Below are 14564 nucleotides of genomic sequence, written 5' to 3'. Positions count from 1 at the left end.
ATGTATCGACCTTATCATAAGTTCTGACAAAGAGTGTGGGCTTTCCCGAAAGCCCCGTAGGGCAAGCCCTGAAGCCCGCACCTGCTTCGTTGAAGCTCTGATTAAGGACTACGGCCATTAAAGGCGAACTTCTCCTTGCATCTACAGACTTCAGGACTTGCAGAGTATGGGCAGGACTTGTTCGCAGGTTCCCTATACAATAACGCACTTCATATCTGTTGAGCCAAACGGAGCCGTTCTATGTCTGTTGAAATATATCATAACCCCCGCTGTTCAAAGTCTCGCGCTACACTGGCGATTCTTGAAGAAAATAACGTTAGCCCTGATGTACGTCTGTATCTGGAAAACCCGCCAAATGCTGAGCAACTATCTGCGGTTGTACAGCAGCTGGGCATTACTCCCCGTGATTTGCTCCGCAAGGGCGAAGCGGAATACAAAGAAAACAATCTGGCTGATACCAGCCTGACTGATCAACAAATTATCGGTCTCATGGTTGAGTTTCCACGTTTGATAGAGCGACCTATTGTCATCACTAACGGACAGGCACGTATCGGTCGTCCACCAGAATCTGTTTTAGAGATCCTGTAAGTGACTAGCCCATATGTATTAGTGCTTTACTATAGCCGCCACGGTGCTACCCGTGCCATGGCGGAAGAGATAGCCCGGGGCGTCGAGCTCAGCGGCATAGAAGCCCGGCTACGTACAGTGCCAGCGATCTCTACCCTTTGCGAAGCCACTGAAGATAGCATCCCGACACAAGGTGACCTCTATTGCAGCGAGCAGGATCTGGCGAAGTGCTCTGGTCTCGCTTTAGGCAGCCCTACCCGGTTTGGTAATATGGCTGCACCGCTTAAATATTTTATCGATTCCACAAGTAGCCTCTGGCTTAGTGGTGCGCTGATTGATAAGCCTGCTGCGGTATTCAGTTCAACCTCCAGCCTGCATGGCGGACAGGAAACCACCCTGCTGAGCATGATGCTGCCTCTGTTACATCACGGCATGTTGATTTGCGGTCTGCCTTACAGCGAGTCAGGCCTGATTAAAACAACCTCCGGTGGCACCCCTTACGGCGCAACCCATGTAGCCGGACAAGATGGCAACCAAGCTATCGACAGCACCGAGCAGGAACTCTGTCTGGCCCAGGGAAAACGACTCGGCCGATTTGCTCTTCAATTGCAGGATTCATAGTAATGCAGAACACACTTATCACTAAGGTCGCGATTAGCCGCGCCACTACTCTATTCAGTTATTTTGGTCTGTTACTGTTTCTTTCTGCCTGGTACCTTTTGATTGCACCACCAAAGACCGCTAACCCTTATGTTATCTGGGCTTTTCAGTGCCTGCCTTTAGCCTTGTTTTATCCGGTTATTATTAAAAAACACCTGCGCGGCCACATCTGGCTCTGCTTTATGTTAACCGTATACTTTATGCATGCCGTTACTATTGCAATGTCGAGCCACAGCAATGCAACCCTGGCATTAATTGAAGCCCTGTTAGTATCCGCCCTGTTTACTGGTGCGATGATGTTTGCCCGCTGGCAAAGCAAATTGAGCAAGCTTCAGAATAATCCTGAAGCCAACTCGTAGAGATCTGTGCTACCCATTTGCAATTCATGACTCGCTTTAGCTTTTATTAACTACAGGAAATCCCGTGTCTCTCAGCTCTGTCAGAAAAGCCTTTCCCGCATTACAGCAACAGATTAATGGTCAACCTCTGATCTATCTGGATAATGCGGCCACCACTCAGAAGCCTGAACAGGTTATTCGTGCGGTTGAAGACTTTTACCGACAGGACAACGCCAATGTACATCGTGGGGCACACCAACTGAGCGAGCGGGCCACCACCGCCTTTGAGAACGCGAGAGCTGAAGTTAAAGGTTTTATTAATGCGGCATCTGAAAAAGAGATAATCTGGACCCGGGGTACCACTGAGGGAATCAATCTTATCGCACAGAGCTTTGCCCGCCCACGACTGCAGCCTGGCGATGAAATCATTCTGACCGAGCTGGAACATCACGCCAATATTGTGCCCTGGCAGATAGTTGCAGAACAGACCGGCGCGCTTATTAAAGTGATTCCCATTAAAGAAAACGGTGATCTCAATCTTGAAAAATACACCGAACTACTTAGCGAACGTACCCGCATTGTCAGCCTGACCCATATTTCGAATACCTTAGGCACTATCAATCCGGTGGCCGGAATAATCAGACAAGCAAAGAAATTCGGAGCCACGGTCGTTATCGATGGCGCCCAGGCAGTGTCGCACCTTGAGGTCGATGTACAACGACTGGGTTGCGACTTCTATCTGTTTTCCGGCCACAAGCTTTTTGCCCCTACCGGCATCGGTGTACTTTATGGCCGTCAGGACCTACTTGAAGCGATGCCGCCCTGGCAAGCGGGCGGAGAGATGATCCGTAAAGTTTCATTCACTGGCACCAGCTACAATGAGCTACCGTTTAAATTTGAAGCTGGCACCCCCAATATAAGTGGTGCTATCGGCTTGGCTGAGGCGATCCGCTTTCTTAGCCGCCTTGATCGCAAAAAACTGGCCGCCCACGAGCGCCGTTTAATGCAACGGGCCATCGAGCTCTGCTCTGACATTCCCGGCTTTACCCGGATAGGAAGCCCGACAGCCTGTGCTTCTATACTCTCATTTCAACTTAACAGCCACCATCAACAGGATGTTGGCCTGATGCTGGATCAACAGGGAATCGCAGTCCGTACCGGCCACCATTGCGCCATGCCGCTGATGGAAAAACTTAAACTACCCGGAACCGTACGCGCCTCTTTCTGCTTCTACAACACCCTAGAAGAAGTCGAACGTTTTGCCCAAGCACTCCAACTAATTGCCACAGGCGGAAGCTTCCACACTGCAGACACGGTTACCCCGGATTCATTGTTTGAAGAGTCCCCCTTTGGTCGTGAGATTAACGCTAAAGAGATTCTTGCTCAGCTTACACCGCTAACCAGCTGGAACGATCGCTATCGGGAAATCATGCAATTAGGCAAGCAATTACCCGCCCTGACATCCGCCATGAAATCGGATCAGCAACTGATCAATGGATGCGAGAGTAACGCCTGGCTGCATATCCACCGTGCCGATGATGGCACACTCTGGTTTGCGGCCGATTCAGACGCCCGGGTTATCCGGGGATTAATTGCGTTGGTGCTAGCTGCCTATAACGGCAAATCCGCCCAACAGATTGATGAATTCGATATCGACAATTATTTTGACCAACTACAACTCAGCCGCCACCTTAGCCCCTCCCGTGGTAACGGTCTTAAAGCGGTCGTGGATGCGATTCAAAAAGCAGCAAAACAATAACGTTTATTTTAATACTGACACTAAATGAGAAGTTAAAATAACTCTGCCTGCTCAATATCACTGCAGTTATAGCTGATCATTACCAAATTACGTCCGGATGCCTTGGCACTGTAGAGCGCGTCATCCGCACTGTTTATCAGGCCATCCATATCCATTGAATGCCCAGGAAAGCTGGCCAACCCGGCACTAAAGGTATAACTGTACTCACGTCCATCCAGACTAACAGGACTAGCCTGAACTTTGTCCTTAAGCTGTTCAATCAGTAACTTGGCACTTTGAGCATCGGTTTTTGGCAGTAAGAGTAAGAACTCTTCTCCTCCCCAGCGCATCAGAGTGTCTGACTGCCGTACAGAATCACTCAACAGGCTGACGAAGTGTTTTAAGGCAATATCACCGGCCAGGTGTCCATGGGTATCATTGATACTTTTAAAGTGGTCAAGATCAATCAGACAAAGCGTAAACTGCTGTTCATAGCGCTGCGCATAACTCAGCTGTTTTTTAAAATGGATATATCCGGCACGCCGATTGAGTAACCCGGTCAGGTGATCATGGCTGGCCTGCTGCCGTAACTTTTCTTCAAGCTTCTTTGACTGACTTATATCATGGAGCATACCCACCACCCGAGTGGATTTTCCCTGCTCATCACGCTCACAGACCCGCCCACGATCACGTACCCATATGTATTCACCCATACGATTACGTAACCGATATTCCGCTTCATAAGCCGCAATACGGCCACTGAGGTGATCATCAATCAGCCTTAACACCCGCTCCCGGTCATTTTCATGCAGGGACTCAACCCATGTTTCGACACTAGGCTCCATCTCATGGGGCAGATACTTAAGCATGCGCTTAAGCTGAGGCGAGAAAAACACCTCCCCGGAGGCTATATTCCAATCCCAGAGCCCATCTACCGCTTCATTTAATGCATAGGTTAGCCGGGCATCTCTAGTGCGAAATTCTTCCCGCTGCGACAGTGTCAGATCGAGATTACGGGCGATCGAGATAAACACCTTCTGCCCATCTAACTCGATGACACTGGTATAGACTTCAACCGGAAAAAAAGCACCATTCTGATGACAATGCCGGCCGATAAAAGTAAAAGAATCATTTAACAGGATCTGAGCCGAAATCTGTTGCCAGTGCTCAAGATTCTCAACATCATTCTGTAGAGAAACAACCGAATGCTGGAGTAACTGCTCCCGCGACAAGCCCAGATCCTGCCAGGCGCGTGTGTTGCCATCCAGAATACGCGAACTCTGCGGATCTATAACATAGATCGCATCGCTACAGCCATCAAAGATAGCCTTATAGAATCCTTCCGAAAAAACCGACGTCATAACAGAAGTCCAGTTTCCATTTTCGATTGTTAAAGGAATTACAATAATGTGCTACAAGAAAAGATCAACTGCTCAGGAAAAGCAGTTCACCACTTTAGGTAATTTAATATATTAACTGTTTGTTTTTTCCCGGGCGGCCCGCTCGAGCATTTTCTGCAATACCCGGGATACAGCGACAAAACCAAAGGTCGCTGTAACACAGGTTGATGCACCAAACCCACCACTACAATCCAGCCGCGTATTACCATCACTGACGGTCTTCATCTGGCATACCGAACCGTCTGATTGAGGGTAAACCAACTGTTCGGTTGAGTAGACACAATCAACCTGAAAGCGGCGACCACTCTTACTAAAGCCATGAATACGGCGCAACTGTGAACGTACACTGGCAGCCAGCGGATCATGTTTAGTTTTACTCAGATCGATAATCTCTATTCGGGTAGGATCAGTCTGACCACCAGCACCACCAACGGTAATAATCGGTATTTTAAAGCGTTTACAGAAACCGATCAGTGCGGTTTTCTCATTTACGCTATCAATACAATCGATCACATAATCAAACTGTGAACCGATAAGCTCAGGGATATTATCCCGGGTAATAAAATCTTCTACCTCATCAACCTGACACTCAGGATTGATAAGCTTAATCCTCTCTGCCATCACTTCAACTTTCGAGCGGCCGATATTGCCATCCATCGCATGGATCTGTCGATTGGTGTTGGTAATACAGATATCATCAAGATCAATTAGCGTGATAGTACCGATGGCAGATCGCGCCAGCGCTTCTGCCGCCCAGGAGCCAACTCCACCAATACCGACAACGCAGATATTCGCTTTTTGAAATAACTCAACAGCCGCCGTACCATAAAGCCGCTGAGTACCACCAAAACGTTGCTGTAAAGAGTCAGACATAGGCCTTAAAAATCATCTTCAGTAAGCTCAGTTAATACCACACCACCGCAGCGGTTGCAGTCACCTTCAATAAACACAATCCCTTTCAACAGATACTCACGGGGGTTACTCATACCCAGATTTTCCTGTTGACACTGGTCACACCAGGTTTGCTCAATGAATGCCTGCTGATCTTCTTCACTACGGGCGGTAAAATCCCGCTCAGTACGTTCATCCTGCATAGATATTCTTCTCTATGAATTAGGCCAGGCGACATTACCCGGCGGATACCAGTTCTGTAACTGCTGCTGTATCTCAGGCCGCTGAAACAACTCACCCGAAACAGGCTCACAACAATACTCTTTTCGCTCTCCACGCCAGTCGAATGCCAAACACCAGGCATGTAGATAGCCCCGGTCAGCCAGCTCCTCTGTTGTAGCATGATAGCGCTCATCACCGATGATCGCCGCACCGATACTTTTCAATGCAACCCGGATCTGATGGGTCTTACCGGTTAACGGCTTAACCAGAAACAGACGTATACCAGGCACAGGCGCACAACTAAAGAATCGGGTTAGCGCAGGATTCTCAGCCGTTTTGTTCAGCTTCCAGCTACCCCGCCGCGCTTTCATCATATCGCCCTTTATTAACCCTTGTTTTTTCGAAGGTTTATTGTCAGACAGTGCGATGTAATATTTCTCGATACGACGCTCACGAAACAGTTCTGCCAATTGCGCAGCCACAGCACTGGACTTAGCCAACAACATCAGCCCTGAGGTCATTTTATCCAGACGATGAACTAAAAACAGCTGTTCAACACCCTGATCCCGGGCAACCCGGGTTACCAGGCCTGTTTCAGCCTGATCCCGATGCACCGAAATGCCGGGGGCTTTATCTATTACCAGGTAATCTTCAGTCTCAGCCAACAAATGATAATCAGGCATCGTTGTTACCAGAGAATAGCGAAACATAAGCACTCAGGGTATGGCCACGCCAGTACAAACCGGTCAATCGTCTGGTTACCCAGTGAGCCTCAGCATTTGAAATACTTACTTTTAACGTGGCGATGGTCTGTTCAGGCTGTTCACCGGGCAAAAGCTCCAGCGCTTCCACCTCAACATAGCGCGACAACAACTGCTTTATCTCTTCAGCGGCCACTTCAGCAGGCAATCCTGCAAGGAAAATCATCATACTGATTAGTCTAATGCAAAAATTGCATCAAAGATTAAGCACTTGCTTAACGAAGGGAATTGTAACTTTACGCTTTGCGCTCAGGGACGCTGAGTCCAACTGATCCAGCAGATCAAACAGATCAGCCATACTACGGCTGGCACGATGCAACAAAAAGCGGGCAACCTCTTCAGTGATTTCAAAACCACGGCCGTTAGCACGCATTTGCAAAGCCTTCACTTTACCGTCGTCATCGAGATTATGAACCTGAAAGACCATACCCCAACTCAAACGCGAAGCAAGATCCGGCAAATTAACACCCAACTGACGTGGCGCCCGGTCAGCCGAAACCAACAAACGGTTATTCTCAGCACGGATACGATTAAAGAAGTGAAACAAGCCCTCTTCCCAGACTTTGTTGCCCGCGATCAAGTGCAGATTATCCAGACAGACAAGGTCAAGATGCTCCATACCGTCCAGCACCTCGGGCCCCATATCTAACACTTCATCTAAAGGCAGATATACCGCGGTACGGCCGGCAGAATCAGAGGCATGACAAACAGCCTGCAACAGGTGCGAGCAACCGCTGTCGCGATTACCCCAAAGAAAAAGAAACTGCTCGCCCTCACCCCGGGACGCTTGTCCAAGAGTGTTGCATAACAGCTCGTTTCCCTGGCTAAGGAAATTTTCAAAACGGGCGTCATCCCGCAGGGTAATACCCAGAGGAATCTGAAAGGGTTCCGGACTACTCATCTACTTTTATACTGTATTCTGACCGGAGCTGAATGCTCCATATATATACATTTCCATTGCATCCCCCTGCTCAGCAATCATACAACCTACTGCTTTTATATCCCTGATGCAGGTGACGAAGGAGCACCATAATAACGGCCGCTACAGGAAGTGCAATCAAAATTCCAACAAAACCAAATAACTGCCCTCCTGCCATGATGGCGAAGATCACGGCAACCGGGTGCAGGCCAATGCGATCACCGACCAACAATGGCGTTAACACCATTCCCTCAAGCGCCTGACCTATCGCAAACACTAAGCCAACCCAGGCCAGTGCAGTGACATCATTAAACTGCAACATCGCAGCTACAGCCGCGGCAATAATACCAACAAAGAACCCCATGTAGGGCACTATACTGGCTAATCCGGCAATCATACCGACTAACAATGCCAGATCCAGCCCTATCGCCCATAGCCCCAACGAATAAATAACACCCAGCGCAAACATCACCAGTAACTGACCTTTGATAAAAGCACCCAGCACTTCGTCGCACTCTCTGGCCCAGAGCTTTACCTTAGGTTCAACATTACGAGGCAGCAGGTGACCGATTTTATCCATCATCACATCCCAGTCACGTAACAGATAAAACATAACCACCGGGATCAGCACCAGATTGGCTAACCAGGCAGCCAGTGCCATACCGGACTGTGAAACACTACTAAACAGGTCTTTAACTATATTACCGGTTTGCTGCCAGTGACCGGTCATTAACTGACGAACGCTCTGCCAGTCAAAATCTGCCAGCGAAACACCTGTGTTTGCCTTAATCCAGGGAATCCAAACAGTCTCAATCATTGTCAGAACTGCGGGAATCAGCTTCACCATCACCTGAATCTGATGCCCAAGCTTAGGTATCAGCCAGATGACCAGTAGTAACAATACTGAAGTCATGACCGAAAACACCACCACGACAGACAAAGTCCGACTAAGCCCCCTGGCTTCCAGGCGATCAGCCAATGGGTCAGACAGATACGCCAGTAATGCCGCAACAATGAAGGGAGAAAGAATTGGCTGCAGTAAATACAGCAAGAACGCCAGTATTAGCGTAACAATCAGAAAAAACCAGCGTTGTGAATCACTCATATTAATTCCCTTTCAGCGGCCTCGTCAGGTGTGAAGTTCATTCCTGCCAACGATATAATAAAACTGTATCTTCCGCTTGCGCAGTAATACGAGACATCGGCGCCATACGGGGATTCAGACGAGTCGCTTGTTCAAGCGCCTGACTGCCTCCTTCCAATTCAACCCGAAACATAATGTGGTCAGCATCAACACCACTTACCCGGACCTTTTCAACCGGAGGCAACTGACGCAGGTATTCTAATAACTGAAGATAATCAGCAATATCATCAACATTAGCCACCTCGAGCTGCAACCCACTCTCCACGTAGCTAAAACGGGACGCGCCCAGTGAAGACAAGACAAAGTCAGCACTGTCATCTAATACAGATTTCAGCTGTAACGATAAAGCACCAGAAGGTTCAAATGTTCGGGACTGGCCATCTTTTAATAACAGCCATTCGGTATGCCAACCGCCGTTCGAACGTTGCAATAATCTGCCAACCAAAACTGCATCCGGCTGATAGCGGGCTGACGCTTGCTCAATCTGCGGACGAAAGAATCCCCACAGATCACTCACATCCATCCCCCCCTGATCGGTCAGGTCTAATAACGGTACATCAAGAGGTAAACCCCGCTGCCTCGCCAGCAGAGCAAGCTGGGAATATATCTGGCTTTCTGGTGCAACAAAATCCCGGGCAGCGCCGCCACGCTGATCTGCCAGCCATACCATTAAAGAGGGACGGGCATGACCAATTGCTTTCATTCCCGCTTGCGTCAACAACTGATCAATCAACACCGGATCAAAATCCAGAATCAGACGTTGTCCAAGTACCTCCCGACCATCACCTGCGGCAACAGGAATCTGGGTAGACTGGTAACGAAACTGCTGTAGTAACGTAGCTGGCGAACGCAACGCCAGTACGACAGCAGGTTTATTCACTACCGCACTACGACCGGAGACCTTAATCAGCACCCCTTGCAGCCCCTCTTTTAACTGTTCAGTAGCGGGTTGATTTAACTGTTCAGGCACCAATAATTCAACGCTATATAAACCTTTAATCGTTGCCGCCTGAACAGTTGCAAACAGGCTCATCAGAACCAACGTTAGCAGTGTATTTTTAATCGAACGCATCATGATGAATTTGTTACCTTAAAATTCCTTAACCCTGTCCAAAGCAGGTCAATTAGACTGCTCAGGCCACAGGCATAAAAAAGTATCCCTTAAAAGCGGCATAAACTTTAACACACAATAGCCGCCTCACCAGCAACCTGATAGAATACGCGCAAATTTTTACACTAATAACCTTGGTTCACACATATATGTCTGCATCTGACACTAATACCTCTATCAGCTATAAAGACGCCGGCGTTGATATCGACGCAGGTAACGCACTGGTTGACCGTATCAAAGGCGTTGCTAAACGCACCGCTCGTCCTGAAGTAATGGGTGGCCTGGGAGGCTTTGGCGCCCTGTGTGAAATCCCTGCTGGTTACAAGCAACCTGTGCTGGTTACCGGTACTGATGGTGTGGGCACTAAGCTACGCCTGGCAATGGACCTGAACAAGCATGACACTATCGGCATCGATCTGGTCGCTATGTGTGTCAACGACCTGGTCGTAGCCGGCGCAGAGCCGCTTTGCTTTTTGGACTACTACGCGACCGGAAAACTGAACATCGACGTTGCAGCCGATGTAGTAACTGGCATTGGTGCTGGCTGCGAACTGGCTGGTGCGGCCCTGGTTGGTGGTGAAACGGCAGAAATGCCGGGCATGTATGAAGGTGAAGACTACGACCTGGCAGGTTTCTGTGTTGGTATCGTAGAAAAAGCCGACATCATCGATGGCTCTAAGGTAGCAGTCGGCGATTCTATTATTGGCCTGCCATCTTCCGGCCCGCATTCCAATGGTTACTCCCTGATTCGTAAAATCATTGAAGTTCGTGGCGCGGACCTGAACGAAGAGATCGACGGCAAACCGATGACCGAAGCTCTGATGGAGCCAACCCGCATCTATGTTAAGCCTCTGCTTGAGCTAATCAAGAACAGTCAGGTTAACGCTTTGTCTCACATCACCGGTGGCGGCCTGCTGGAAAATATCCCACGGGTACTACCGGATAACGCTAAAGCGGTTATCGATATTAATTCATGGAAAATGCCTGAAGTTTTCCGCTGGATTCAAAAACTGGGCAACGTTGAAGATCGTGAGATGTACCGCACCCTGAACTGCGGCGTTGGTATGGTTGTTTGCGTACCACAAGACAAAACCGACGAAGCGCTTTCTATCCTGAAAGCAGCCGGTGAAGAGCCTTGGGTTATCGGCCAGATTGCTGCTGCCGATGCGGGAGAAGAGCAGGTTGATCTGAGCGGCCTGGAGTCCTGATCAATGACTGAAAAAAGCATTGTTGTACTGATCTCTGGCAGCGGTTCTAATCTGCAGGCGATCATCGATGCTATCGGGAGCGGCCAGATCAATGGCCGCATCTCTGCAGTTCTGAGTAACAAAGCAGATATCTTTGGCCTGAAACGGGCTGAAGCAGCCGGTATTCCGCAGATCATCATTAATCATAAAGAATTTGATGATCGCGAAGGCTTTGATGCGGCAATGATTGAAGCGATCGATGCCCACCAACCCGATCTGATTGTTCTGGCGGGCTTTATGCGGATCCTGACGCCGGGTTTTGTACGGCATTATGAAGGGCGAATGTTTAACATCCACCCTTCACTGCTGCCTAAGTACAAAGGCCTTAATACCCATCAACGCGCTCTGGATGCCGGTGATAGCCTGCACGGCTGCACCGTTCATTTTGTTACTGAAGAACTGGATGGCGGCCCCCTTGCTATACAGGCCCCTATCGATATTCAGGAAAATGACACAGCAGACAGCCTACAACAACGCATCCATGGTAGTGAACACAAGATCTATCCGCTTGCTGTTGAATGGTTCTGCGCTGAACGCCTGATGCATACAGCTTCAGGACAGATTCAGCTGGATGGCACTACCCTCCCTCCTGAAGGATATCAATTTATTCAGGAGTAACCGATGCGATTTAGCGCACTGCTTACCGCTCTACTCATGCTGTTTGCCCTACCCGGACAAGCAGCAGAGGGCCTTAAACCCTACCAGGCAACCTACAAAGCCCAGTTCGATCTGGGGTTTTCATTTTCTGGCAAAGCCGTACGTGAACTCCGCAAAAACGGTGATCAGTGGGTTCTGTCAATGAATGCCAAAGCACTGTTTGCCAGCATTAATGAATTTACGCAGTTCAAAATTAACAACGACCTGATTGAACCTCAGCGCTATGAATATCACCGCAAAGTAATAGGCAGCAGCAAAGACGCAGTACTCCAGTTCAACTGGAGCACCGGTACAGTGCTGAATGATATTAAAGGCAAACCCTGGACTATGGATGTACCAAAAGGCGCACTGGACAGCCTCACTTACCAGGTACAACTAAGGCAGGACCTGCTCGCCAACAAAGAGCAGTTCGTTTACGAAGTCGCTGACGGCGGACGACTGAAAACCTATCGTTTTATTCGGCTGGGTACAGAGCCGATAGCCACCCCCCTTGGCTCTTTCAATGCAGTCAAGATCCAGCGGGACCGTGGCCCTGACAGCAAACGCCAGAGCTATATCTGGTGCGCCCCTGAGCTCGACTATATAGTTGTAAAGCTTCAACAGGTGGAAAAGAACGGTAAAGAGTACAGCCTGTTAATAGATGAACTGAAAATGACGGAAGCCCCATGAGCTTATACCAGCAACATGCCGACTCTGTTTACAATCAACTGATCGAACTCGAAGCTAACTCAGAACCGGAACAGCTATTCCTCTGTAGCTACCTGCTGGGCCACATAAGCCTGGTCAGCGCTGAACAGGGCAGTAGCAAAGCCGAGTTCGAAAACAATGTAGAGCAGAGTCTTAACAGCGCATTTAAGACTGATAAATTAAGTACTCAGGATATCGCCGATATTCGAAAATTATGGCAACAATTAAGCGGATAAAGCAGATCATGAACTTTGAAAAAGAGGGCGTTGTATCCGCCTGGTACTCCACCGTTGACTACGCCAGCATTCCGGACAGCTACTTTGAAGAAGATGAAAATGGACTGGACCAGTGGGCCAGAAACTTTCTGATTCCAGAATATGATCCTGAAAATATGGAAACTAACGGCGCAGAAAAAAACTCACTACCTGTTATTGATATAATTGGCCCCTGCTCATACTCATACTCATACGGCGAAGCGATAAAAAACAAGATTGAAAAGCTGGGTGACAAGAAAATAAGCTGGCTGATTTTACTTTTTGATTACGAATACCGACCAAAGAAAAGCAAGATCTTTGAAGATGAGTACGTCAAGTTTGTCGGTGCATTTCCTTATTCGATGACCGCCGGCAGCATTACCGAGATATAACCAGAAACAACAGGGATCGGCACGATGCCAAAACGGCTTATCTATACCACAGATGAATATAATGTTCGTAATTACCGTACACTATTTCTCGGCCTGATCGCTGTAGTACTGTTGTACAGCATCATTGCAATACTGTCCTACCCACTGGTCTGGCTGGAACAAGCCAGCCCAGAGGCAAATATCACCAACTATGCGGATGCATTCTGGGCCTTACAAATGAGCGCCAGCACCATCGGATTTGGCGATTTTTATCCCGTTACTCAGGGCGGCCGGATCATTGTCGCGCTGATGTTTTATATCGGCGTTGGCATTGTCGGTTTCATCGGCGCTCAGATCGCCAGCAAACTGGTTGGATTTGCCGATACAAATGTTCGCAATCGCGAACTAAGGCGTCAGAATGAAGCGATCCTCAACCACAATAAAGAGCTGGAAAAAAAGCTCGACACCCTGATTGCACGATTGGAGCAAAACAATCGCTAATAGTTTTCTATAACCAAAAACGCCCACCACTAGCCACTATAACAACCAGCAATCCCAAACCAAGATTCACTGCAACAATCTGTCGAATGCGGTTTAGCTGAGGTGCCGCATCTGACCAGCGCTGCTGATCTACATATTGATTCAGCAGTAAGTAAGGACGAAAATAAAGATAGCAATACAACAGCACCATCAGATAACCCGCCCCCATCATCAGATGGACATGAACCCCAACAGCAGCCATTCCACCCAGCATTGCAATCATCCCGTGCCCTGTCACTAGCAGCAGAATTACCGCCAACCACACCCATCGAAAAAAGCGCACAAAACTACCCGACCAGAGCTGCAACCTAAAAGGCGGTTCAAGCACCTGCGCCGCTACAGGGCGTAAACAGTTATAAGCAAAAAACATCCCACCAACCCAAACAACTGCAGCCAACATATGCAACGCGAGTAATAATCCCACCATTCCTGAACTCCATTCTTTAGCATAAAAAATTAATTACACCGACAAAGCGCCATGCTTAATAAGCACTTTCACCGATAACTACTTTTATTAAAAAAGCCTGCTATCAAAAAACACTGTTATCAAAAGCACTGATAGCAACACATCTCTTATATGAGCGATAACTATAGCTGCCAACGAAATACCGATAGCCGTATTTTACCATTAACCACTGCAACACCCTCTTCTTGCAGACAACCGAGCTGCTTCACATACCCCTCACTACCCTCGGGTAAAGAGATACGCCCACTGGCATTTACTACCCTGAACCAGGGCAATTTACTATCCCGGGGTAACTGACTGAGACATCTCCCGACCATACGGGCACCTCTCGGCAATCCAGCTAACTCCGCTACCTGGCCATAGGTTGCAACCTTGCCTTGCGGTATTGCAGCCACGATCTGCCATATCACCTCATACTGGGGATTGTTATTCATAACTAAACCACTTTAAATCAACAGACTGCACTATAAGACATTAGCCAGAATCAAACCAGAAAGGGGCCTGGAAAACCAGGCCCCTTGTTGAGCGAAGATTAATACGATGAACAACCGTCGTAAGCAAGGGGAAAGCCACAACAGTTCTTTCCGCTCG

20 protein-coding genes are annotated in these 14564 nt (G+C 48.5%); 10 read left to right on the top strand and 10 right to left on the bottom strand.

Annotated elements, in window-relative coordinates:
- The first annotated feature begins 240 nt into the window (after positions 1-240).
- From arsC to EHS89_RS05765, 4 genes are all read left to right on the top strand, one after another.
- Positions 241-588, top strand: coding sequence for an arsenate reductase (glutaredoxin) (gene arsC / locus EHS89_RS05780; RefSeq protein ID WP_124925177.1), 348 nt, complete (start codon positions 241-243; stop codon positions 586-588).
- A complete protein-coding gene (wrbA, locus tag EHS89_RS05775; RefSeq protein ID WP_124925176.1) occupies positions 589-1188 on the top strand; it encodes an NAD(P)H:quinone oxidoreductase in 600 nt (199 codons plus the stop codon). It begins immediately after the preceding gene.
- A 2-nt stretch (positions 1189-1190) separates the two neighbouring features.
- The gene (locus EHS89_RS05770; protein ID WP_124925175.1) at positions 1191-1586 is read left to right on the top strand and encodes a DUF2069 domain-containing protein; all 396 of its coding nucleotides are present in this window, start codon (positions 1191-1193) and stop codon (positions 1584-1586) included.
- Positions 1587-1650: 64 nt separating this feature from the next.
- On the top strand, positions 1651-3324 hold the full coding sequence (locus EHS89_RS05765; RefSeq protein ID WP_124925174.1) for a SufS family cysteine desulfurase: 1674 nt from the start codon (positions 1651-1653) through the stop codon (positions 3322-3324).
- A gap of 32 nt (positions 3325-3356) precedes the next feature.
- Here the strand turns inward: EHS89_RS05765 and EHS89_RS05760 are convergent, their stop codons facing one another.
- The 8 genes from EHS89_RS05760 to EHS89_RS05725 all read right to left on the bottom strand — a co-directional run bounded on the left by EHS89_RS05760 (position 3357) and on the right by EHS89_RS05725 (position 9715).
- Positions 3357-4664 carry a sensor domain-containing diguanylate cyclase gene (locus EHS89_RS05760; RefSeq protein WP_124925173.1) on the bottom strand — a complete coding sequence of 436 codons (1308 nt, stop codon included), beginning with the start codon at positions 4662-4664 and terminating at the stop codon, positions 3357-3359.
- 111 nt (positions 4665-4775) lie between these two features.
- Positions 4776-5576, bottom strand: coding sequence for a tRNA cyclic N6-threonylcarbamoyladenosine(37) synthase TcdA (gene tcdA, locus EHS89_RS05755; protein ID WP_124925172.1), 801 nt, complete (start codon positions 5574-5576; stop codon positions 4776-4778).
- Positions 5577-5581: 5 nt separating this feature from the next.
- Complete coding sequence (locus EHS89_RS05750) at positions 5582-5797, bottom strand: hypothetical protein (RefSeq protein WP_124925171.1); 216 nt, start codon at positions 5795-5797, stop codon at positions 5582-5584.
- A 12-nt stretch (positions 5798-5809) separates the two neighbouring features.
- Positions 5810-6499 carry a TIGR01621 family pseudouridine synthase gene (locus EHS89_RS05745; RefSeq protein WP_124925170.1) on the bottom strand — a complete coding sequence of 230 codons (690 nt, stop codon included), beginning with the start codon at positions 6497-6499 and terminating at the stop codon, positions 5810-5812.
- A complete protein-coding gene (locus EHS89_RS05740; protein WP_124925169.1) occupies positions 6492-6746 on the bottom strand; it encodes an RNA-binding protein in 255 nt (84 codons plus the stop codon). The genes EHS89_RS05745 and EHS89_RS05740 overlap by 8 nt, the downstream gene beginning before the upstream one ends.
- A gap of 27 nt (positions 6747-6773) precedes the next feature.
- The gene (hda, locus tag EHS89_RS05735) at positions 6774-7478 is read right to left on the bottom strand and encodes a DnaA regulatory inactivator Hda (protein WP_124925168.1); all 705 of its coding nucleotides are present in this window, start codon (positions 7476-7478) and stop codon (positions 6774-6776) included.
- Between the two features lie 70 nt (positions 7479-7548).
- The gene (locus EHS89_RS05730; protein ID WP_124925167.1) at positions 7549-8601 is read right to left on the bottom strand and encodes an AI-2E family transporter; all 1053 of its coding nucleotides are present in this window, start codon (positions 8599-8601) and stop codon (positions 7549-7551) included.
- A 37-nt stretch (positions 8602-8638) separates the two neighbouring features.
- Entirely contained in the window at positions 8639-9715 is a 1077-nt protein-coding gene (locus tag EHS89_RS05725; protein WP_124925166.1) for a DUF2066 domain-containing protein, read from the bottom strand.
- Positions 9716-9900: 185 nt separating this feature from the next.
- Between EHS89_RS05725 and purM the strand changes: the two genes are divergently transcribed.
- Genes purM through EHS89_RS05695 form a run of 6 tightly spaced genes read left to right on the top strand, consistent with a single transcriptional unit; the run spans position 9901 to position 13468 of the window.
- The gene (gene purM / locus EHS89_RS05720) at positions 9901-10959 is read left to right on the top strand and encodes a phosphoribosylformylglycinamidine cyclo-ligase (protein ID WP_124925165.1); all 1059 of its coding nucleotides are present in this window, start codon (positions 9901-9903) and stop codon (positions 10957-10959) included.
- Between the two features lie 3 nt (positions 10960-10962).
- Positions 10963-11616: a phosphoribosylglycinamide formyltransferase gene (purN, locus tag EHS89_RS05715; RefSeq protein WP_124925164.1), complete on the top strand. Its 654-nt coding sequence runs from the start codon at positions 10963-10965 to the stop codon at positions 11614-11616.
- A 3-nt stretch (positions 11617-11619) separates the two neighbouring features.
- Entirely contained in the window at positions 11620-12324 is a 705-nt protein-coding gene (locus EHS89_RS05710; protein ID WP_124925163.1) for a DUF3108 domain-containing protein, read from the top strand.
- Positions 12321-12578, top strand: a complete 258-nt coding sequence (locus tag EHS89_RS05705; RefSeq protein ID WP_124925162.1) for a YfcL family protein — start codon at positions 12321-12323, stop codon at positions 12576-12578. Before EHS89_RS05710 ends, EHS89_RS05705 begins: the two co-directional genes overlap by 4 nt.
- A gap of 8 nt (positions 12579-12586) precedes the next feature.
- Positions 12587-12988, top strand: coding sequence for an immunity 22 family protein (locus EHS89_RS05700; protein ID WP_170167420.1), 402 nt, complete (start codon positions 12587-12589; stop codon positions 12986-12988).
- Positions 12989-13012: 24 nt separating this feature from the next.
- Positions 13013-13468, top strand: a complete 456-nt coding sequence (locus EHS89_RS05695) for a potassium channel family protein (protein ID WP_124925160.1) — start codon at positions 13013-13015, stop codon at positions 13466-13468.
- 7 nt (positions 13469-13475) lie between these two features.
- Here the strand turns inward: EHS89_RS05695 and EHS89_RS05690 are convergent, their stop codons facing one another.
- On the bottom strand, positions 13476-13934 hold the full coding sequence (locus tag EHS89_RS05690) for a CopD family protein (protein WP_229753637.1): 459 nt from the start codon (positions 13932-13934) through the stop codon (positions 13476-13478).
- 161 nt (positions 13935-14095) lie between these two features.
- Positions 14096-14407 carry an MGMT family protein gene (locus tag EHS89_RS05685; protein WP_124925159.1) on the bottom strand — a complete coding sequence of 104 codons (312 nt, stop codon included), beginning with the start codon at positions 14405-14407 and terminating at the stop codon, positions 14096-14098.
- Positions 14408-14564: the final 157 nt, after the last annotated feature.

The organism is Amphritea balenae (genome assembly GCF_003858655.1).
In the GTDB taxonomy this organism is placed as follows: domain Bacteria; phylum Pseudomonadota; class Gammaproteobacteria; order Pseudomonadales; family Balneatricaceae; genus Amphritea; species Amphritea balenae.
Note: the sequence above shows the minus strand (reverse complement) of the source record. Positions and strands in the feature narration are given on the sequence as shown.